This is a genomic window from Aquirufa nivalisilvae (assembly GCF_003143535.1).
In the GTDB taxonomy this organism is placed as follows: Bacteria; Bacteroidota; Bacteroidia; order Cytophagales; family Spirosomataceae; genus Aquirufa; species Aquirufa nivalisilvae.
The window spans coordinates 779,748-802,352 of the sequence record NZ_CP029346.1 but is presented as its reverse complement, the minus strand read 5'-3'; the positions used below and the strand labels follow the sequence as shown (position 1 = coordinate 802,352).

General features: G+C 39.1%; 17 protein-coding genes. 9 read left to right on the top strand and 8 right to left on the bottom strand.

Going from position 1 to position 22,605, the window contains the following annotated elements; translation table 11 throughout:
• Positions 1–117 precede the first annotated feature (117 nt).
• Complete coding sequence (dapF, locus tag HME7025_RS03535) at positions 118–891, top strand: diaminopimelate epimerase (protein ID WP_109322322.1); 774 nt, start codon at positions 118–120, stop codon at positions 889–891.
• On the opposite strand, the gene HME7025_RS03530 is transcribed toward dapF, so the two are convergent.
• A complete protein-coding gene (locus HME7025_RS03530; RefSeq protein WP_109322321.1) occupies positions 878–2,662 on the bottom strand; it encodes a hypothetical protein in 1,785 nt (594 codons plus the stop codon). The genes dapF and HME7025_RS03530 overlap by 14 nt on opposite strands.
• Positions 2,663–2,769: 107 nt before the next feature.
• On the opposite strand from HME7025_RS03530, the gene HME7025_RS03525 reads away from it, so the two are divergent.
• Complete coding sequence (locus HME7025_RS03525; RefSeq protein WP_109322320.1) at positions 2,770–4,524, top strand: phospho-sugar mutase; 1,755 nt, start codon at positions 2,770–2,772, stop codon at positions 4,522–4,524.
• Between the two features lie 187 nt (positions 4,525–4,711).
• Here HME7025_RS03525 and HME7025_RS03520 read toward each other — a convergent pair whose 3' ends face one another.
• The 4 genes from HME7025_RS03520 to HME7025_RS03505 all read right to left on the bottom strand — a co-directional run bounded on the left by HME7025_RS03520 (position 4,712) and on the right by HME7025_RS03505 (position 11,276).
• A complete protein-coding gene (locus tag HME7025_RS03520; protein ID WP_109322319.1) occupies positions 4,712–6,304 on the bottom strand; it encodes a peptide chain release factor 3 in 1,593 nt (530 codons plus the stop codon).
• 87 nt (positions 6,305–6,391) lie between these two features.
• Positions 6,392–7,870 carry an APC family permease gene (locus HME7025_RS03515; protein WP_109322318.1) on the bottom strand — a complete coding sequence of 493 codons (1,479 nt, stop codon included), beginning with the start codon at positions 7,868–7,870 and terminating at the stop codon, positions 6,392–6,394.
• A gap of 65 nt (positions 7,871–7,935) precedes the next feature.
• Positions 7,936–10,863, bottom strand: a complete 2,928-nt coding sequence (gene secDF / locus HME7025_RS03510; RefSeq protein WP_109322317.1) for a protein translocase subunit SecDF — start codon at positions 10,861–10,863, stop codon at positions 7,936–7,938.
• 59 nt (positions 10,864–10,922) lie between these two features.
• Positions 10,923–11,276 carry a hypothetical protein gene (locus HME7025_RS03505; RefSeq protein ID WP_109322316.1) on the bottom strand — a complete coding sequence of 118 codons (354 nt, stop codon included), beginning with the start codon at positions 11,274–11,276 and terminating at the stop codon, positions 10,923–10,925.
• 93 nt (positions 11,277–11,369) lie between these two features.
• Here HME7025_RS03505 and nadC point away from each other — a divergent pair, with 93 nt between their 5' ends.
• The gene (gene nadC, locus HME7025_RS03500; RefSeq protein WP_394336388.1) at positions 11,370–12,230 is read left to right on the top strand and encodes a carboxylating nicotinate-nucleotide diphosphorylase; all 861 of its coding nucleotides are present in this window, start codon (positions 11,370–11,372) and stop codon (positions 12,228–12,230) included.
• Positions 12,227–13,213 (top strand): quinolinate synthase NadA, encoded by a 987-nt coding sequence (gene nadA / locus HME7025_RS03495; RefSeq protein ID WP_109322315.1) that lies wholly within the window; start codon positions 12,227–12,229, stop codon positions 13,211–13,213. Before nadC ends, nadA begins: the two co-directional genes overlap by 4 nt.
• A 267-nt stretch (positions 13,214–13,480) precedes the next feature.
• Here the strand turns inward: nadA and HME7025_RS03490 are convergent, their stop codons facing one another.
• Both HME7025_RS03490 and HME7025_RS03485 read right to left on the bottom strand, forming a co-directional pair.
• Positions 13,481–13,954 (bottom strand): RidA family protein, encoded by a 474-nt coding sequence (locus HME7025_RS03490; protein WP_109322314.1) that lies wholly within the window; start codon positions 13,952–13,954, stop codon positions 13,481–13,483.
• Positions 13,947–16,586, bottom strand: a complete 2,640-nt coding sequence (locus HME7025_RS03485) for an MGH1-like glycoside hydrolase domain-containing protein (protein WP_109322313.1) — start codon at positions 16,584–16,586, stop codon at positions 13,947–13,949. The genes HME7025_RS03490 and HME7025_RS03485 overlap by 8 nt, the downstream gene beginning before the upstream one ends.
• A gap of 292 nt (positions 16,587–16,878) precedes the next feature.
• On the opposite strand from HME7025_RS03485, the gene HME7025_RS03480 reads away from it, so the two are divergent.
• From HME7025_RS03480 to HME7025_RS03460, 5 genes are all read left to right on the top strand, one after another.
• Positions 16,879–17,850 (top strand): GSCFA domain-containing protein, encoded by a 972-nt coding sequence (locus HME7025_RS03480; RefSeq protein WP_109322312.1) that lies wholly within the window; start codon positions 16,879–16,881, stop codon positions 17,848–17,850.
• A gap of 63 nt (positions 17,851–17,913) precedes the next feature.
• Positions 17,914–18,996, top strand: a complete 1,083-nt coding sequence (locus HME7025_RS03475; protein ID WP_109322311.1) for an Mrp/NBP35 family ATP-binding protein — start codon at positions 17,914–17,916, stop codon at positions 18,994–18,996.
• A 3-nt stretch (positions 18,997–18,999) separates the two neighbouring features.
• On the top strand, positions 19,000–19,254 hold the full coding sequence (locus HME7025_RS03470) for a NifU family protein (protein WP_109322310.1): 255 nt from the start codon (positions 19,000–19,002) through the stop codon (positions 19,252–19,254).
• A 5-nt stretch (positions 19,255–19,259) separates the two neighbouring features.
• The gene (locus tag HME7025_RS03465) at positions 19,260–20,978 is read left to right on the top strand and encodes a D-alanine--D-alanine ligase family protein (protein ID WP_109322309.1); all 1,719 of its coding nucleotides are present in this window, start codon (positions 19,260–19,262) and stop codon (positions 20,976–20,978) included.
• A 4-nt stretch (positions 20,979–20,982) separates the two neighbouring features.
• Positions 20,983–21,501: a YfiT family bacillithiol transferase gene (locus tag HME7025_RS03460; protein WP_109322308.1), complete on the top strand. Its 519-nt coding sequence runs from the start codon at positions 20,983–20,985 to the stop codon at positions 21,499–21,501.
• 17 nt (positions 21,502–21,518) lie between these two features.
• On the opposite strand, the gene HME7025_RS03455 is transcribed toward HME7025_RS03460, so the two are convergent.
• On the bottom strand, positions 21,519–22,460 hold the full coding sequence (locus HME7025_RS03455; RefSeq protein WP_109322307.1) for an SPFH domain-containing protein: 942 nt from the start codon (positions 22,458–22,460) through the stop codon (positions 21,519–21,521).
• Between the last annotated feature and the right edge of the window lie 145 nt (positions 22,461–22,605).

Here is a 22,605-nt window from a genome sequence, read left to right as displayed (position 1 = left end):
GTATTTTTTATATTGAGAGTGACTATATAAAAACAATAATTCTACATTCTACATTTTTCATTTTACATTCCCCATCCTACATTCTTCATTGATTTCTAATTTCCTTATCTTTGCCCCATGAAATTCTACAAATACCAAGGTACCGGAAATGATTTTGTGATCATCGATGACAGAGAGGGTAATTTCCAGCTCGGTCAGAAGGAGATTGCCCATTTGTGCCACCGCCGATTTGGTATTGGAGCAGATGGACTCATGCTACTGCAAAATGCCGAAGGTTACGATTTCCGAATGGTATATTACAACTCGGATGGAACCGAAGGAAGCATGTGCGGAAATGGTGGACGCTGCTTAGTGCGCTTTGCCTCCGACTTAGGAATTGTACAAAATTTCACCACATTTATTGCCATTGATGGTGAACATCAAGCGCACATTGACCCAGACAAAATCTCCTTACATATGCAAAACGTATCAGAAATTGAAGCTGTTTCTTCTGACTATTTTGCTCAAACTGGATCACCTCATCTAGTTCGATTTAGTACTGCCGTACAAGCCGAAGATGTCAAAAACATTGGCGCCCAAATTCGTTACTCCGATACGTTTAAAAGTCGGGGTGGAACCAATGTCAATTTCGTAGAATTAGTAAACCAAGGTCTATTTGTTCGTACTTATGAACGAGGGGTTGAGGACGAGACTTATTCCTGCGGAACAGGTGTAACCGCTGCTGCTTTGGTAGCGAATACCATCCATGGCTTAACAAGTCCAGTTGCTATTCAAACCATCGGAGGAAAGCTTTCCATTGAATTTAAAGGAAATGCACAAACAGGCTTTTACGACGTTTATTTAATTGGGCCAGCTGTTCGGGTCTTTGAAGGGGAAATCACATCCCTTTAACGGGAATATGTGGCAAAATACCCACTAAACTCGTTTGATTGTCTTCCACGCGGAATAGTTTAACTCGGTAATCTCCATCTGGAAGATAAATGAAAGGTATCATGCCTTCTACTTTTCGTACATAAATGGCATCGTGAAACTTGATTTGTCGGGCACGATCCAACTCCATGAAATACAAATTGAACACCCAATTTTCGTTTTTGGCATTTTCAAAGACCACATACATTCCATCTGAACCATAGGACATTTTTGCCCTAGTCTTTTCACCCAAATACCTTAACCCATTTTTTTCAAGGCTAAATCGCAACAAATCCTTCCCCTGAGGAGCCTTTGCCAAGGAAGTTGGATTGGCTTGGAAATCCTTCTCTAATTTTGCTTCATGCTTATCCAATGCAAAAAATCCATTTTTGAATGTCAGAGAAACAACATCGTTGGCATATTTCACCGAGGCAGGTAATTCAGCTGTAAAATCAACAATAGGACCTCCCAATTGTGAAAGTTTTTTTAGATTAGGAGCCCCTAAATCAGCCTTTCTTCCTAAGGAATCTTTAAAATAATAATGCTCTCGATGCTGAATGCTATGTTTAATTATCGCCGCAGATTGGGAGCTGGTGAAATTGACTACAGCTAATAAATTATTCCAATACGATATCCCAAAATATAGCATAGAAAATGCTACAAAAGTCCACGCTCTCCAAGATTTAATGCCTGGAAACATATGCCAAAGCATCAAACATAAACTCATCAAAAATAAGGTACTATTGATGGCATATCGACTTTCAAAAACAAATTCGATAGGTAAATTAGCTCGGCCGATGGAATAAATAAGTGCCGTAGCCAGAATAAACAATTGAATAGAAAGGATAAAGTCCAAAGATGATTTTTGACGGACGATTTGATAGATATGTCGAAATACGAATATCAGCCAAGTCATAAAAACAGCGACCCCCATACCCAAACTTAGCCCGACCCTAAACTCAGATGTAGTAGAGAAAAATACCCCCACAAATGAACCCAGGTAGACAAAAAATATTTGAATGATAGAAGCTACCATATGTAAATTGTCTGTCAAATGTCCCCTTTGAAAAGGATGTTGATATCCCCACATGTACAAACTGAAAAAGGCGATTCCAGCAATTGTCCAAATCACCCAATACGTCCAACGGTAATTTTTTAGGATAGGAAATGCAGCAACAAATAGCAAAAAGCCATTTCCACTGGTGAATACAACTATAAAAGCTAAGAAAATGGCCCATGAAAATTGCACGGATTGTTTTCCTTTTCCATCCAACACATAAAAAACGAATAGGATGAAAAACACAATACTATTATGCTGCAAGGCACAAACTGGCCAGAATATATTGTGAAAATAGGCTGCATTATACCAAATAAAAGCCAAGGGAATAATCCACCAATGAGGTAATTGATAACGATGTAAATACCCATTCAATAAAAAATGAACTCCTAGAGTTGCCCCAGCACCAACCAAATTCAAGGTCATGTAATTGATTTGACCCGAAATAGAATATTGAATTAAACTGATGATTGACAAATATCCCTCTCGGTGTTCGTTGCACTGAGAAGCCAATAAAGCTATTTTATTTCCAAAGCTATCATCTCCATGAAAAAAGCGAATGATGAAGCCATTGATGGCACTCCAATCATCAGCAAAGGGGGCGTTGATTCCAAATTTCTGAAGAAAGAAATAAAAGAAAATGGCAGGAGCCAGAGAAAGAAAAAAATAAAAATGCCGCTGGCTAAACAAGTTCATCAATCCAATTATAATTCTTGCGAAAATTTTCTAATTTAGAGGCAATGTGATCGTATAACCACAAAAGTAAGCAAATAATTTGACAGCCCTCTTTGAAAATTAACCCTATGGCATTACACCTTGACAATACTACTCAACAAAATGTAAATCAATGGCTTTCTGGAGCCTATGATGCAGAAACAAAATCTCAAATCCAACATTTAATTGATCAAGAAGATCAAGTTACTTTAACCGATTCCTTTTATAAATCTTTGGAATTTGGAACGGGTGGAATGAGAGGCGAAATGGGCGTTGGATGCAATCGTATGAATCGCTATACAGTGGGTGCAGCCACGCAAGGCTTCGCAAATTATTTATTAACGGTTTTAGGTAATCAAAAAATCAAAGTGGCTATTACCCACGATTCAAGAAACAACTCCCCAGAATTTTGCCGGATTGCTGCCGATATTTTTACAGCCAATGGCATTGAAGTGTATTTGTTTCCAGCACTTCGTCCAACGCCACAACTATCCTTTGCCGTACGGCATTTAGGATGCCATGCAGGTATCGTGATAACAGCTTCCCATAATCCAAAAGAATACAATGGTTATAAAGCTTATTGGTCAGACGGCTCTCAGGTTGTAGCTCCGCACGATAAAAACATTGTGGCTGAAGTAAATGCTATTCTTTCTGTGGATGACATCAAGTTTCAGGGGAATGATGCTTTATTGCATCTCTTGGATGATCAAATCGATCAGGAATATTTAAAAACCATTCAAGCCAATTGCCGTCAGCCCGAGGTAATTCAGCGTCAAAAAGATTTGAAAATTGTATTTTCTCCCATTCATGGAACAGGGATTACTTTAGTTCCTAAAGCACTAGCATTATTAGGTTTTACATCCGTTCATGTGGTTAAGGAGCAAGCTGAACCCAATGGAAATTTCCCTACGGTCATATATCCGAATCCTGAGGAAAAAGAGGCAATGACATTAGCATTAAATCAGGCAAAAGCATTAGATGCCGATTTAGTAATAGCCACTGACCCAGATGCAGATCGAGTTGGGGCAGCGGTAAAGAGCCCAAGTGGTGAATGGCAGTTATTGAATGGAAATCAAATGGCTAGTTTGATTTTGTATTATTTACTAAAGGTCGACAAAAACCTAGGTCGATTGACAGGGAAGGAATTTGTGGCTAAAACCATCGTGACTACCGATTTGATCGATAAAATGTGTGCTCAACAAGGGGTACCTTGCTATAATACGCTAACGGGATTCAAATACATTGCCCAGGTGATTCGTGAATTAGAAGGCAAAGAGAAGTTCATTGGTGGTGGAGAGGAGTCCTATGGCTATTTAATTGGTGATGCTGTGCGTGATAAAGATGCGGTGGCATCATGTGCCATGATTGCAGAATTAACCGCTTATGCGAAAGATCAGGGCAAATCGCTTTTCGATTTTCTAGCAGAAATGTACATTGAGAATAACTTCTATTACGAAGGCTTAATATCCTTAACTAAAAAAGGTAAGGCAGGAGCTGAAGAAATCAAGCAGATGATGATTAATCTTCGTTCCAACGTGCCTGCAAGCGTGGCGGGAAGCAAACCTGTGAAGGTATTGGATTACGAGGTCTTACAAGCCACTGATTTGACAACAGGACAAGTTAGTCCGATTATAGAAGGTAGAGGTATTGAGGCTTCTAATGTTATTCAATTGATTTTGGCTGATGGTTCAAAGGTTTCGGCAAGACCATCGGGAACGGAGCCTAAAATCAAGTTCTATGTTTCGGTCAATGCGCCTTTAGCTTCAGCTGCTGATTTTGATGCGACGTTTACTGCATTACAAGCTAAAGTTAAAACCATTCAGGAGGATTTAGGACTTAAATAAAGATTGCTTGTCATTGAAAAATGATACGCCAATATGTTAACAAAAAACCCAGGCAAATTGTCTGGGTTTTTTGTTGTTTTAAAGGGATTCAACGCTCTTTTTTCTAACGCTGGCAAGGTTCCAAACCTTGACAGCGTTGAGCGTTGTAACGTTTTTCAAACAAATTATATTGTCCAATAAATTGATATTAGGCCAATTTAAACTCCGAAGTAAAATGGAATTCAATCTCCGGATTATTCGTTTGGTTCATCCGTAAAATCCAGTCGGATTCAGCTAAAAACACATAATTACCGTCCTTATCTTGAGCGATATTTTGTCCTTTCAAACGAACAAACTCCTGTAGTTTCTTAGGATCTTCGGAAGTTATCCAGCAAGCTTTGCTAACCTGCATGCCGTCAAAACGACATTTTGCTCCATACTCATGCTCCAAACGATATTGAATAACTTCGTATTGCAAATCTCCAACGGTTCCTACTATTTTACGATTACCTAATTGAGGTTGAAGGAATAATTGGGCTACCCCTTCATCGGTCAATTGGTCAATTCCCTTTTCCAATTGCTTGGCTTTCATAGGGTCTAAATTGATCAATTCTTTGAATATCTCAGGTGAAAAATTTGGAATACCTTGGTAGTTTAACACTTCACCTTCCGTCAAGGTATCACCAATCTTAAAGTTACCTGTATCATATAGACCAATGACATCACCTGGGAATCCTTCTTCAATCACCTCCTTCTCCTGAGCCATGAAATTATAAGGATTGGCAAAGCGGACATTCTTTTTCAAACGAATATGCTGATAAAAAGTATTTCGTTGAAATACACCTGAACAAATACGTAAAAAGGCGATTCTATCCCGATGTTTTGGATCTAAGTTGGCATGTATTTTAAATACAAAGCCCGTAAATTTCTTCTCGGCTGGCTCCACTACACGAACATCGGTTCCACGAGCTTGCGTTGGCGGGGCTATCTTGGTAAACGTATCTAATAGTTCTTGTATACCAAAATTGTTCACAGCGGAACCAAAAAATACAGGTGCAATTTCACCAGATAAATATTCAGCTCTGTCGAATGGCTCATAGACACCTTCAATCAACTCCACATCTTCGCGCAATTGAGCCGCGTCTTTATCCCCTACTCTTGCGTCCAATTCTGGCGTGTGAATATCCACTGCCACTACATTTTTTTCAATTTTGGTTTTATTGGCTGAAAACAAATTCAAGGAACGATCCAACAAATGGTATACACCTTTGAAATTTGAACCCATATTAATTGGCCATGTCAATGGACGCACTCGAATGGACAATTTTTGTTCCAACTCATCCAATAAATCAAATGGATTTTGACCTTCACGGTCCATTTTATTGATAAAAATAATCACGGGAGTTTTTCTCATTCGACAAACCTCCATCAAACGTTCCGTTTGTTCCTCTACCCCTTTCACACAATCAATGACCAAAATAACGGAGTCTACTGCTGTTAAAGTTCGATAGGTATCTTCGGCAAAGTCCTTGTGACCAGGTGTATCCAAAATGTTGATTTTCACACCTTGGTAATCAAAAGTCATCACAGAAGTTGCTACCGAGATACCCCTTTGGCGTTCAATTTCCATGAAGTCGGAAGTTGCCCCCTTCTTGATTTTATTGGATTTAACCGCACCAGCTGTTTGAATTGCTCCCCCAAAAAGAAGCAATTTTTCCGTTAAGGTTGTCTTTCCGGCATCGGGGTGGGAGATAATTCCAAAGGTTCTTCTTTTGGCAATTTCGGCTGCGAGCTTACTCATTTAATGACTATTTTAATTCAGGTTGCAAAAGTACAGCAAAAAAAAATGGCACCCAATTTGGGTGCCAAATATTACTAGTTGAATAACTTAGTTCTTCTGATTCAAGTTACTATGTTTTTTACTGTAAGCAAAGTAAACGATGATACCTAAAGTCCCCCAAATTAAGAAAGACAACTTGGTTTCAGTTCGTAATCCCCACATTAAATATAGATTACATAAGATACCTGCCGTTGCTACAAATGGCAACCAAGGTGCTCGGAAAGGACGCTCAATATTGGGCTCCCTAACACGCAATAACCATACTGCGCCACAAATCATGGCGAAGGCTAACAAAGTACCTGAACTGCACATTTCGGACACTTTATCAATTGGAGTAAGTGCGGAAACTACAGATACAATCCCTCCAACAAAAATCGTGCTTTTCCAAGGTGTTTTGAATTTCGGGTGAATGGCTCCAAACAAACCTTTTGGCAATAAACCGTCTTTGGCCATACCTAAGAAGATACGTGTTTGAGATAACATCATAACAAGCATTACCGAAGTTAAACCTGCCGTAGCTGCGATCGTCACAATGTACATGGCGATTGGCAAACCTGCTCCTTCAAAGGCAGAAGCAACCGGTGCTTTCAAATCCAAGGTGTCATATTTTACCATCCCAGTTAAAACTAAGGATACCAAAATATACAAAAGTGTACAAATCAATAAAGACGCAATAATGGCAAAAGGAATATCTTTGGTCGGGTTAATCGCCTCTCCAGCCTGTGTAGACACTGCATCAAAACCTATATAGGCAAAGAAAATAATACTAGCAGCAGTGACAACACCATTAAAACCATAGTGCTGAGCTCCTGAATCATCAATGACTGCATCTGGAATAAATGGATGCCAATTAGCTGTATCCACATAAAATGCCCCTACAACAATAACAAAAATAACGGCCGCTACTTTCATAATAACGATTAAGTTATTGGTACTAGCAGCCTCTTTTATTCCTTTTACTAAGACCCAAGTTACACCCCAAACAATTAAGAAAGCGGGTAAGTTGAAAGCAAAGGAAAAATCAGGTACAACTTCCCCAGCTGCACGCAGCTTCTCTGCTTTTTCTGCGGCAGTAACAGGGTCATTGGTCAAATAAATCGGTAAGTTAATGTTGAAGAGATGTAATAGTTTTTCAAAGTACCCAGACCAGGCCACAGCCACCGTAGTAGCACCCATCATATATTCCAATATAAGGTTCCATCCAATGAACCAAGCAAAAAATTCACCCACTGTACCATATGAATAGGCATAAGCGGAGCCTTCTACAGGCAAAATCGAAGCAAATTCAGCATAACATAATGCTGCAAACGTACAAGCTACTCCAGCCATCACAAATGACAAAGCTAAAGCTGGACCTGCCCAATCATGGGCAGCAATTCCTGTCAAGGTAAATATACCTCCACCAATAACGGCTCCAATACCTAAAGAGGTCAAAGCCCATTTTCCAAGAACACGTTTTAATTGATTGTTTTTGACATCGGCAGCATAGGCTTCCAACGGTTTTTTTCTCCAAATACTGTTGCTCATAGCATCAAATTTTTAAATGGAAATCATTAAAAAGCCGGTGCAATTTTTGCACCGGCCTAATGAATTTATTTCTTTTCTTTTTTCGACGAACCCAAGTCGATTACAATAGGTGCAGCTACAAATATAGAAGAATATGCACCAAATACAACGCCTATAAACATAGCGAAAGAGAAACCTCTTAATACATCACCACCAAAGAATAACAAGACTGTTACTACTAAGAATACGGTTGTGGCTGTCATAACCGTACGAGACATCGTATGGTTAATCGACTCGTTAATGGTTTTAATCATCAATGGCTTATTGTTCATATCTGGATTCAAACCAATTTCCTCACGTATACGGTCAAATACAACCACGGTATCATTGATGGAATAACCAATAACTGTTAAGATAGCTGCAATGAATACTTGGTCAACTTCTAATTCAAAGCCAAACAAACGAACGATACCAACCATACCCAATACCACTAAAGTATCGTGTAACAAGGCGATGATACCTCCAAGTGAGTATTGCCATTTGCGGAAACGAATCAAGATATAGATAAAGATTGCTATCAAAGCATAGAAAATAGACACAAAAGATTGGGTCAAAATATCATCTGCTACAGTTGCACCCACTTTAGATTCCGATAAAATCTTAGGACTACTAGCTGAAAACTCGCTCAATCCTTTCTCCAAAGCTGTTCTTACTGTTTGGTTCGCTTGGATAGATTCATCTTCTACTAAATAGGATGTAGTTACTTTCAATTTAGTTTGACCATTATAGGTCTTCACTTCTGAACCAACCCCATTGAAATCATCTTTCAATGCCTCTTTTACTAATCCTGCTTCTACTGGTTTAGAGAATTCTACTACATAAGAACGACCTCCTTTGAAGTCAACACCTAAGTTGAATCCACCTTGCATGAACAATACAATAGCTCCAACAGTAATTAAGCCCCATGAAATCCAATACGAATATTTACGCTTTCCGATGAAATCAAAATTCATGCCTTTGAAAAGATCTCTAGAAATAAAGGTCTCAAAAGTCATTTCTTTTTCTTTACCTGCCTTAATCGCACGTTTAGCCATCCAATCGATGAAGATGTGTGATAAGTAAACAGCCGTAAATACAGAAGTCACCAAACCAATACAAAGTGTTACTCCAAATCCTTTAACAGAACCTGAACCGAAAATAATCAAAATCACACCCACTAAAACAGTGGTAATGTTACCATCCAAAATCGCACTTAAAGCTTTCTCATAACCTAAGTTAATGGCTTCTAACAAACCTTTGCCTTTATGCAATTCTTCACGAATACGTTCGTTGATCAATACGTTTGCATCGACCGCCATACCTAAGGTTAATACAACCCCAGCAATACCTGGTAAAGTCAAAGAAGCTTGAATCTGAACTAAAACTCCAGCAATAAAGAATAAGTTGAAGAATAAAGATAAGTTGGCCATCCAACCTGGAGTACCGTAATAACCTACCATGAAGATAATCACTAATAACAAGCCTAGCGCCATGGATAAATACCCTTGGTCAATTGCTTCATTTCCCAATGATGGTCCAATAAATGCATCTTCTACGATACGTGTTGGAGCTGGCAATTTACCTGCTTTCAACACATTGGCTAAGTCTTTTGCCTCCTCTACAGTAAAGTTTCCTGAAATAGAAGAACGACCGCCTGGAATTTCTCCATTAATTACTGGAGCTGAATATACGTAACCATCTAACACAATGGCAATACGACGGCCCACATTAGCACCTGTTAAGTTTTTCCATACACGTGCACCTGTTCCATTCATAGACATTGTTACTTCTGCACGACCTGTTTGATCAAAATCTTGAGCTGCATCAGTAATTACATCACCTTCTAATGGAGCAGATTGACCTTCTCCTTTTTTCAAGGCTTCTAAACTCAAAATTTCATCTCCGTTGGTAGCAGGTGTACCTTTAGCTGACCAAGCAAATGTTAAATTAGCTGGGAAGAATCCTTTTACTTCAGGACGACGGAATAAGGCATTTACACGAGCTGTATCCTTACGATACACGCCAACACCATTACCCATTTGAACAAATAGTTTAGTCAAAGCATTACCAGCGGCTGTATCAGCTTTGGCTTTTCCTGAATCTGCTTTAGGAGCAGAAGTTAATTGAGATGCTAAAGCGTTAGCTGAAGTATCCTTAGTAGCTGCTGCAGGTGCTGCAGTACTTGCTACAGGTGCTTTTGTTTCTTGCTCCAATAAAGAACCCAAGGCATTTAAGCCGGCACCGTATTCGTTCAATTCATAGCACTCAATAAACTCTAATTTAGCGGCTCCTGACAATAATTTACGAGCACGTTCTGGATTATCAACACCTGGAAGCTCTACCTGAATACGGTTTGAACCTGGTAAACGTTGAATGTTAGGGTTAGCTACACCAAATTTGTCGATACGTGCTTGGATAATTTTATAAACACGATCTACAGCTCCATCAATTTCAGCGTTGATTACCTTCTTAACCTGTGAATCAGATGAAGTTGAGCTGATTTTCCCACGGTTCACTGAATTAGCAAATACCGAAGCTAACTTTTGGTTAGGAGCAATTTTAGCAAAAGCAGCATAGAACAACTCATTGAAAGGCAATGTTGAATTCACTTGTTGCTTAGCAGCCTCTGCAATGGCCTTCTCAAAAGTTGGGTCATTACTCTTTCCTGATAATGCACGCAAAATTTCATCGGGTGAAACTTCCAATACGGCATGTAAACCACCTTCTAAGTCAAGACCTTTTTGTAAAGCATATTGAGTAACCTCTTGGAAAGTATAACCTAAATACACAGGTTGCTTCCACAGAGAGTCAATAAAATGTAAACGCTTAGCAGGATCATACTTACCATCTTTGGTAGTCGCATAAGAAATGGCTTGATCACGCAATTGATTCGCTTTCCAAGTGAAGGAAAGGAAAAAGATACATAAGGCTGAAATAATTGTAGACAGCCATATAATGGCACTTTTGTAACGCATAATTGTAAATTAAAAATGAAATGAAATAATAATAAAATTGTCTAAATATCAGACAATTCTCAAGGGGCCAGAGTGGCAATAAATTGGGTAAATAGAATGCTCAGAATTTGAGCACGAGGTAATGCAATAGGTAATTTAAAAGCATGTAAGGTTTCCTGAAAACTAGGAATCGTAATTTGCTGAAAGCTCCAATCCGTAGGGAAATCCAATTGCAGGTTACTACTCACCTGATATACAGGCTGTTCCGCCTTTACAATCGTCTCCTGGCTAGTATTCTTTTTGCTAGATGGGATTTTTTTCTCCGTTTTCACTACCTTTTTTCCTGCTGAAAACAGAGAAATAGGGTTCGCTACCAACCAGAATAGGACAGGTAGGAATAAAAACAATTGAAAAAAGTTGACCTTCTTTTGCATGATGGGGAGCAAAAATAGGATATTTTTTTTACAATTCCATTTCCCGCAGGATAAGATTAAAATTTGTAAATTTGCCAAACAAAACCCGTGAGCATGTTGGCATACCTGGATCCTATTCACATTCATTCCTTTATTCAAGCTGCCTTGAAGGAGGATGTTGGCCCTGGAGATTATACAACTCTGGCCACAGTGAATCAAGATGCCCAAGGAAAAGCGCAATTACTTGTCAAAGATGAAGGTGTTTTAGCCGGAGTAGAAATGGCTTTGCACATATTTGAAGAAGTGGATCCAACTTTACAAGTGCAAACCTTCATGACGGATGGAGCAAGTATCCAACATGGACAAATCGTATTAGAGGTTCAAGGAAATGCCCAATCCATTTTAAAAGCAGAACGTTTGGTATTAAACTGTATGCAAAGAATGTCGGGAATAGCGACCTACACCAAACGTATGGTGAATTTATTAGAAGGCACTCGTTCTCAATTATTGGATACACGTAAAACCACGCCTAATTTTAGAATAGCTGAAAAATGGGCATGCAAAATAGGTGGCGCTGTAAATCACCGCTTTGCGCTATATGACATGATCTTGATAAAAGATAACCATGTTGATTATGCCGGTGGAATTAAAGCAGCATTAGAAAAAGCATTAAACTATAACCAATCCCATCAATTGGGATTAGCGATTGAAATAGAGGTAAGAAATGAATCGGAATTAGATGAGGTCTTGGAAATTGGAGGTGTTCAACGAATTATGTTAGACAATTTCAGTCCAGATCGTCTTCGAGATGCCATTCGAAAAATTAACGGAAGATTCATTACAGAAGCTTCTGGAGGAATTACAGAAAGCACCTTACGAGCTTATGGTGAAACAGGTGTCGATTATATATCCATGGGGGCATTAACCCATCAAATCAAGAGTTTAGATCTTAGCTTAAAAGCAAAAAAAGCATGAATTTAACGGAAGAAGCAGCCGAAGTAGGTTACATCAGTAGATCTGCACCTAAGGGCACTGAATTAATTGAAGCCATTAAAAAATTAAAGGCTGAAAAAAATGCAGTGATTTTAGCACATTATTATGTAGATGGAGAAATCCAGGAACTAGCTGATTTTGTGGGCGACAGTTTAGGATTGTCACAAGCTGCTGAAAAAACAACAGCCGACTTAATCGTTTTTTGTGGCGTACACTTCATGGGAGAAACGGCCAAAATATTAAACCCAAGTAAAAAAGTAGTTGTTCCTGATTTTAATGCGGGATGCTCCTTAGCTGATTCAGTACCTGTTGAGGAATTTGCTGCGTTAAAAGCCAAGCATCCTAATGCAGTAGTGGTTAGTTACATCAACTGTTCAGCCGAGATCAAGGCCATGACTGACATCATTTGCACATCTTCCAATGCGGTTCAAGTGGTGGAATCTATCCCAAAAGAGCAGGAAATCATATTTGCCCCTGATGCTAATTTAGGAAGGTATGTTGCTCATAAAACGGGCAGAGAGCTCATTTTGTGGGAAGGCGCTTGCATGGTGCATATTGATATTTCGTTAGACAAATTGAAACAATTACGCGTTGAATTCCCTGATGCCATGTTGATTGCCCATCCAGAATGCAAGGAGATGATTTTGCGTGAGGCTGATTATGTAGGTAGTACAACGGCCCTATTGAATTATGTAGAAAAGTCAGATCGACAAACCTTCATTGTGGCTACTGAAGCTGGAATTTTACATAAAATGAAAATGGCAGTTCCAAATAAGCATTTGATTCCTGCCCCTGCCAATGAACAAAACTCCTGCGCTTGCAGTGAATGTCCTTATATGAAAATGAATACCTTGGAAAAACTGTACAATGCATTGTACTATGAACTCCCTGAAATTCATTTGAGCGAAGAAATTCGAATTCCTGCCTATAAAGCACTAAAAGCAATGTTGGAAATTTCCAAGTAGTAAATGAAACAATGTGCTTGGTGCATGTCGCTTAGTTCTTCTCATTTAGAATTACCGACAAGATTTGCCGATTGGATTTGTCGATTAGATTTGTCAACTTTTGAAAAGTTGACAAATCTGTGTGGACCAGGACGAGGACGTGGATGTGAATAAGGGTGGGTATAGATCTGTATAAGTGTGTGAATGTTAAATCCAACAGCTCAGCGCGCTCAAAGCTAACTTTTTTGAACCATATCATCCCGGACAATACTGATAATTAATATCAGTTTATTGATGTAATTCAAACAAAGCCTCAATCTCAACAGGAATATTATCTGGTAAAGTTCCCATTCCTACTGCGCTACGAACCCCAATACCCATTTCCTCTCCCCAAACTTGAGCAAACAACTCACTACAACCGTTAATAATATAGGGATGACGTTCAAAATCGGAAGTACAATTAACCATACCCAACACCTTCACTACCCTTTTCACTCGGTCCAAACTACCTAATTGAGCCTTTAAGGTAGCCAAAATAGTCAATCCGACCTGTTGGGCAGCTTGTTTTCCTTCCTCCATCGTAAAGGTATCTCCAATCCGACCAATGATTAATTGACCATTCGTTTGCACAGGTCCATGACCTGAAACATAATATAATTCTCCCATTTGAAGCCCTGGCTTGTAAACGCCTAAAGGACTCGGTGCTGGTGGTAATGCCAAATTCAAGGCAGCAAAATTTACTTCTGGTGTACGCTTATCCATATAATTGATGTATTATTTCTGAAATTAAACCTGTCCAGCCTGTTTGATGACTGGCCCCTAAACCTTTTCCTGTATCTCCATCGAAATACTCAAAAAACAACATGGAATCCCTAAAATTCTCATCCTCTTGCATCTTTTCATAGCTCCCATACATCGGGATCCTGCCTTCTTTATTCGGAATAAACAAATCCAATAAACGCTTAGAGACTCCCTCTGCTGCATCTTTGATATTGACCATCACGCCTGAGTTTGTAGGAAACTCTACTTCATAGTCAGTTCCATAATAATCCGAGAATTTCCTTAAAGAGTCAATAATCAGGAAGTTCATGGGAAACCAAATAGGTCCTCGCCAATTGGAATTACCCCCAAACATATCACCCGTTGATTCCGCAGGATCATAATTCACTTGAATGGTTCCTCCATCGTAAATAAACTTGTAAGGGTTTTGTTGATGGTATTTCGACAAAGTTCTTATGCCAAAATCGGATAAAAACTCAGTTTCATCAAACATCCGTTTCATGATCATTTTCATACGATGACCACGCAAAATAGATAACAAGCGACTTTCTCCCTTACCTGGTTCATACCAACGAGAAATCAAATTGGCTAAATCTGGTCGGTTATTCAGCACCCACTCTACCCGTCTTTTAAACTGTGGCAGTTTTTCCAACATTTCTGAAGTTAATACTTCCACTGCAAACAATGGAATTAAACCCACCATGGAGCGCAGCTTCAACAACATCAAACTACCATCTTCTTTATGCAACATATCATAATAGAATTGGTCGTCCTCGTCCCAAAGGTTCAATTTATCTCCACCAATGGCCTGCATTGCTCCAGCAATATGTAAAAAGTGCTCAAAAAACTTGGAAGCCATATCTTGATACACAGGCTTTTCAATGGAAATTTCACAAGCAATGCGCAACATATTCAAGCTGTACATGGCCATCCAACCCGTTCCGTCAGCTTGCTCTAGATGTCCTCCCGTAGGCAAAGTGGCCGATCGGTCAAAAACACCAATATTATCCATCCCCAAAAAGCCTCCTCCGAAAATATTATTCCCTCCCTCATCCTTCAGGTTTACCCACCATGTGAAGTTCAATAAAAGTTTATGGAAAATTCTTTCTAAGAATGTCAAATCACCCACCCCTCCATTCATCTGCTTATCTATCTCATACACTTTCCAAGTCGCCCAAGCATGTACCGGAGGATTCACATCCGAAAACGACCATTCATAAGCTGGAATTTGCCCATTGGGATGCATGTAATATTCACGTAGAATAACCGCCAATTGACGTTTCGCAAAATCTGGATCTAACCTAGCTAAAGGCAAGGTATGAAATGCCAAATCCCAGGCCGCAAACCAGGGATACTCCCATTTATCTGGCATGGATAATATATTGGCTGCATACATATGCCGCCAAGTACTATTTCTCCCCACTTTCCTACTCGGATGTGGCGGTGGCATAGATGGATCCCCTTTAATCCATTCAAATACATTATAATAATACCATTGCTTCGTCCACAGCATTCCTGCATAGGATTGACGTTGAATATCACGTAATTTCTCCTCCTTTACATTGCCATGCATGTCATCATAAAATGCATTAGCTTCATCAACCCTAGCGGAATAAACAGCTTCAAAGTCCTCAAAAGGATGCTGCATGGATTGGTTAGTTAATCGAAGGCGGAATACTTTTTTACCACCTGCAGGAATTTTTGCCGAAAAACGAACAGCTGCCTTGCTTCCTATATTATTAGGATTAATCGAATTCTTAGCCTTATTAACTATGTAATCATTGATGCCGTCTTTCACAAAATGGCTCAAATTGGGGGAGTCGTGCAAGCGACGGAAATTAGTTTCGTTATCACAAAACAAAAACTCATCAGCATTCTCTGCATATAGCTTAAAACGACCCACCACTCGATGGTCAACCTCAATAAACGAATGACCCACTCCAGTTAATAAAGGCTTGTATTTATAATTTTCATATCCCCAACACCAAGTATTTCGATACCAAATGGTTGGCAAAACGGTAATGGGGGCCGCTACTTTAGCCCTATTTTCAACAGTAACTTTGATTAATATATCTTGCTCATCAGCTTTGGCATACTCCATTTTGATATCAAAATATTCATTTCGATCAAAAATACCCGTATCCAACAACTCATATTCAGGCTCTAAACGAGTCCTTTTTTTACTTTCGTCAATCAGTTTTTGATAGGGAAAAGCTTGATGAGGGTATTTATAGCTCATACGCATGTAAGAATGCGTAGGGGTAGAATCCTCGTAATAATACAATTCCTTGACATCCTCCCCGTGGTTAGATTCCCCACCTGTCAAACCAAAAAAACGCTCCTTTAAAATATGATCTTTATGATTCCAAAAAGAGAATGCGAAGCAAACGTGTTGCTTATTATCTGATATTCCTCCAATACCTTCCTCTCCCCAGCGATAAGCTTTGGAACGCGCCATATCGTGAGTAATGGAGTCCCAAGCATTTCCATGAGCCGAATAATCCTCACGAACTGTACCCCATTGTCTTTCTGTCAAATATGGTCCCCACTTCTTCCAACCTTTATTGTCATTCCGAGTTTTTAATCGTGCACGCTCCGCTCCTAGTTCCGACATATCCTTTAATTTGTATGAATAAATGCAAATCGCAAAGTTATTGATTTCAAGCAGATTCGAAATAGAATCCAAGACGAATTCAAAACTACCGCTGAAAAATACTATTGTCCATTGAAATTAATGCACAATCAGGTTCATATCCTACCTTTAATTCCTTCAAAATTCAATATATTGCTTATCAAACGGCCTCTTTTGTACCTTGAAAATCAAAATTCAAGCATTTCAATCATATTAAAAATGGACCTTTCTCGTTAATATTAGCAGGCCCATTAAGCACAATTGTCAATCATTTATGCAGTTTACTACATCTTTTCCCATTCCTGAATCTTCCCAAAAAATAGAGCCTATATCTCAAGTTCTCAGCCTAGGTTCTTGCTTTGCCGAAAACATGGGAAAAAGAATGGAAAATTTACCCATAAACATCATTAACCAGCCATTTGGAACATTATTTCATCCCAATGCTATCCTAAAAGCCCTTCAAACGGATAAACTTTCTCCCATAGAATTAGTGAATCAGCAAGGCATTTGGTTACATCCAGATTATCATTCTAGTCTTTGTGCTACAGACCCAACTGATTTGATGGAATTGATTCAGCAGCGTCAACAAGTTGTCAAAAAATGCCTCGGACAATCTCAATTTTTATTGATTACTTGGGGTACGGCTTATTATTATTGGGATAAAAAATTAAAAAGACCTATCGCCAATTGCCATAAACAAACTGCTAATTCCTTTGAAAAACGCTTGTCTACAGTCGATGAAATAGTAAACTCTTTTCAAGATTTTATTCAAAAAGTAGGTAAGAAAAATCCTGAATTGCGTATCATTCTAAGCGTTTCACCTGTTAGACATACGAAAGATGGGATACCAGAAAACGCTGTTTCCAAAGCAATCCTTCGTTTGGCAGCTGAAACCTTGAAAAACAATCATACTCAAGTGGAGTATTTCCCAGCTTATGAAATCATGATGGATGAACTGCGAGATTATCGTTTTTATGCATCCGACATGATTCATCCCAATAACACGGCAGAAGAATATATTTGGCAAAAATTCACTGAATGCTATTTCAGTAAGGACTTATTGAACATTGAAAAAAAATGGAAATCGGTTTTCCAAACCCTAAACCATCAATTCCATCCAGCCAAAAAAGCACTTTATTTGCAAAGTTTAGCACAATGTAAAGCCGAATTTTCAAGTCCTTCCCTCAGCTATGATTCCAGCAAAATAGTCCAAGCCATTCAAGCTCGAATTTTATCAATTAGTTAATTTTGAAAGGCCAACAAAGGTGAAAATACCTTATATTTGAGGTTTGATAGAGATAAAGCATTCATGGGAGAATTAAGCGTAAGTAAAGAAATCATTTTAGGTGCCTTAAGTACCGTTCAAGAGCCCGACCTTAAAAAGGATTTGGTCAATTTGGGCATGATCAAAGATGTGGAATTAGGTATTGGTGAAGTTCGTTTCACTGTCGTATTAACGACTCCAGCCTGTCCATTAAAAGAAAAAATCAGACAAGATTGTGAGGAAGCCATCCATCGTTTGGTACATCCTGACCTGAAAATAAGCATCAATATGACAGCAGAAGTGACAAGTTTAGCTTCTTCTGACCCATTGATTCCTGGAGTAAAAAATGTGATTGCCGTAGCTTCTGGTAAAGGAGGAGTAGGTAAATCAACGGTTACGGCCAACCTAGCCATGGCTTTAAAACAAAGTGGAGCTAAGGTCGGAATTTTAGATGCAGATATTTCAGGCCCTTCCATTCCTGTGATGTTTGGTGCGGAGGAATTGCAACCTTTGGTTCAAGAAGTCAATGGTAAAAACCGCATTCAACCCATCATGCAATATGGCATTAAAATGATTTCCATGGGCTTTTTAGCTCCTAGCGATAGTCCTGTGCCTTGGAGAGGTCCCATGATGACGCAAGCCTTACGTCAGTTTTTTGGAGATACCAATTGGGATGAATTAGATTATTTATTGATTGACCTACCTCCAGGGACTTCTGATATTCACTTAACTTTAGTTCAATTGATTAAACTGACTGGTGCGGTTATTGTAACTACTCCACAAAAAGTAGCTTTATCAGATGCTACCAAAGGTTTGCAGTTCTTCAATCAAGCAGGCATCAATGTGCCCATTTTAGGTTTAGTTGAAAATATGGCCTATTTTACACCTGTGGAATTACCCGATAACAAGTATTACTTATTCGGTAAAGATGGAGGTAAAAAATTGGCAGAAAAATACAAAGTACCTTTCTTAGGTGAAGTTCCTTTAATTCAAGCCATCCGTGAAGCGGGGGATGAAGGTAAGCCTATTGCCTCAACGGAAGGACCAAGTGCCACGGCATTTGCGACCATTGCTGCTAATTTAGCCCAACAAATTGCTATTAGAAACGCGTCTACGCCACGTCAATAATCCATGGAAAACCACCCTCTATACTTGAAAGTACAAGCAGCCCTTGATTCCATACGGCCCTACCTGATTGCCGACGGTGGCAATGTGGAAATCGTTGAGATTACGGAAGACAATCGCCTAAAGCTTAATTTATTAGGTGCTTGTAAGTCGTGCAACATGTCTGCCATGACTTTTAAAGCCGGAGTGGAGGAAGCCATTCGCCGAGAGGTTCCCGAAATCATTTCAGTAGAAGAATTAAGTCAAACCGTACAATCTTAAGTTGCATGATGCGCATTGGTATATTTTTTGGAGGACCTGCTCGTGAACGTGAAATCAGTTTTGCTGGTGGGAAAACAGCTATGGCTCACATCAACAAAGCCCTTTTTCAGCCTGTCCCAGTTTTTGTAGATAGTTTAGGTAATTTTATTTTAATCAACGAAGAACTAATTCATGCGAGTTCTATTCGTGATTTTTTTCCTCCTAAAAGATTTCAAGACGATATTTTCTTGGTATACATAGAATCACTAAAAGATTTAACTGAGCAAGAATACCAACAAATCATTTCGGAAATAGGGCAAATAATACAACCCCATGAATTCCCTCAATACTTTGATTTTGTATTCCTAGCCATGCATGGCCCTGCTGCCGAAGATGGAAGCATCCAAGGTTTATTGGAATGGTTTGGCATACCTTATTCTGGACCTGGTTTACTAGGTTCTTCCATTGGTATCGACAAAGCCAAGCAAAATGATTGGTTAAAAAAGAGTGTTGGTTTAGATAAAAAATACTTTGTTCTACAGCGTGAAGACTACGAAAAATACGGCAGAGAAACGCTATTTGAACAAGTAAAAAAGGAAATTGGTATTCCATTTGTTGCAAAAGCACCCCACCAAGGCTCTTCCATTGGTTTGGCTTTTGTGAAAAAAGATTCCTTAGAGGACTTCGACAAGGCCATCAAAAAGTGTTTATTTATCCAGGAGATTTACCGAGAAGATTGGTTGAATTTCACGGAAGACGATAAATTAGTTTTATTACAAAAAATGGTGAATTTGGACGAAGGAATCGGTTTTCCAGTCCGATTTAATCACCAAAACTACCAACACCCCGCCGACTTACTTGCCACTTTACAAGAATATTTTAAACTAAGTGTCACCAAAGCCAGCATTCATTCCATCCATTCAGAAGATGCTATTTTGTTAGAATCTTTTGTCAATGGAAATGAATTTAGTTGTGGGGTGATTCAAAGTCCCAAAGGTGATACTGTTGCCCTTCCTCCTACCGAAATTGTCATTGATGAATCAGTAGAAGTGTTTGATTTCAATGCCAAATACAAATCAAAAGCTACGCGCAAACGCATTCCTATGGATGCTAGCTTAGCGGACTTGCAAAAAATCCAAAAGATGGTTTGTCAGGCCTTCGATGATTTAGGATTTGGTGTTTGTACTCGAATTGACGGCTTCTTATCAGAAGGAGGCGTTGTGGTTTTACATGACCCTAACACCATACCGGGCATGTCGCCCAGCTCCTTGATTTTCAAGCAAATGGCAGAAATCGGTTTAACTATTACCGATTCTATCACCTATTTCATTCGTCAATCGTTAAGAGAGAGAATGCGCACAGGTAAAAATTATCACGCCATCCGCAAGCAATTAGAAGCATTAGACACATCAATCAAAGAAGAACTTTTGGCTCAAAGCCAACAAGAGAAAGTTCTTTTAGAGATAAGGGGCAATAATACGAACGAATTAGAAGAGAGTTTTGAAGCAGTAAAAAAACAAGCGCATGCCCTATCGGCCACCGGTAAGCAAGCATTTATTGTTCAAACTCCCATGCTTTTAGAAGAAGGTGAGATATTAATTACTGTGAATACAGCTCAATGGAATAAAGATTCTGCTGCAGAAATGTTAGAGTCTATTTCTAAAGGAGTACATCCATTAATTGCCCAAACTCATCAATTAGCACAAGAAATCACTGAATTTTATACCAACATTAAAACTGCTTAATCTTATGGATATCAACCCATTACAATATCCAGTTGGCAAGTTTTCAGCCCCTGAAAACATCACTCCAGATATTAGAACTGCTTGGATCAAGACATTAGCAGAGTTTCCTGAAAAATTGAAACAAGCTGTAGCTGACATGTCAGATGAAACCTTAGCAAAACACTATCGACCTGGAGGCTGGACTGCACGTCAGGTAATTCATCACGTTAATGATAGCCACATGAATTCTTTTATTCGTTTCAAACTAGCCTTAACGGAAGAGAATCCCATTATCAAACCCTATTCAGAGGGAGATTGGGCCAATTTACCCGATGGCAACGAAGCTCCTATTGAATGGTCTTTGGAAGGAATTAAGTATGTTCACTTGCGTTGGGTCTATCTTTTAAACAAGCTCCAAGAATCTGATTGGGAAAAGGCCTATATTAATCCTGAAAGAGGCATTACTTATCCTTTGGACAAAGCATTAGGAATATATGCTTGGCACTGCGACCATCATTTGGCACATGTCTTATCCGTTAAATAGAGAAAAGAAAGAGAGGATTAACTCTCTTTCTTTTTGTTTTGTTTGATTGTCTGTAATTGATTGACGCTCATCATTTGTTGCATGGTTCTTTGCATGTTATCAGCTGAGCCATCTAGGAAGATTACGTTTCCGTTTGACTGTTCTCCAAATTGCTTGATGGCTTCTGTCCACATCGAAAACAAAATCACTGAAGTATCTAAATTGGCCTGTTGCATTTCTCGAGCAGCATCCGACATCCCTTTGGCAACTTCTTGACGGAAAAGGGCAACGCCTTGTCCACGCAATTGAGCTGCTTCACGTTCCGCATTGGCAGAGATTTTGATGGCATTTCCTTCCGCTTCGGCAGCTTTGGTTTTGGTAATTAATAAGGCTTGACCTTCATTTTCAGCAGCCGCTTTTAAGTTATTGGAAGCCACTACTTGACTCATGGATTTTAGAATAACTTCGTCAAAAGTGATGTCATTCAATTGCAAATCTTGAAGATGATAGCCCCATTCCTCCATCACTTGATCGATTTGGTCTTTCACATAAGAAACGATTTCCTTGCGCAGGCTTAAGATTTCACTTTGACGCTTAGTAGCCACAAAAGAACGAATGGAGCCTTCTACAGTTCTAACCAAAGTTTGCATGAGACTTTGGGCATCAATGAATTTGTAGGCCACATTCTTAATGGTTTCTTCTTCTTGGTTAATAACGGAATACAGCAACATGGACTTAAAGTACACATTGGCCTGATCAATAGTGATAGCCTGAAATTCCAATTCAATGGAGCGATTTTGGATGGAAATAACTTTAAAGACGCTTTCAATCAGAGGTATTTTAAAATTCAAACCTGGATGCAGAATGCGCTGGTATTTACCAAACATGGATATAACGGCAATATTACCTTGTTGAACAGTCACCAAACTAAAGAATATCAGTAAGATGCCAATGATTCCGAAAACGAGTAAAGTAGTCATGGTTTTTAGGGGATTATAAATTACAAAAACAGCTTAAACTAGGGATTTTCCCTAACGAATCGTGGCAATAAATGATGAGTGGTATTAAGGTCAGGGAAATGGGTGGATTTACAATTTATTAGAACATGTAATGATATGTAATAGA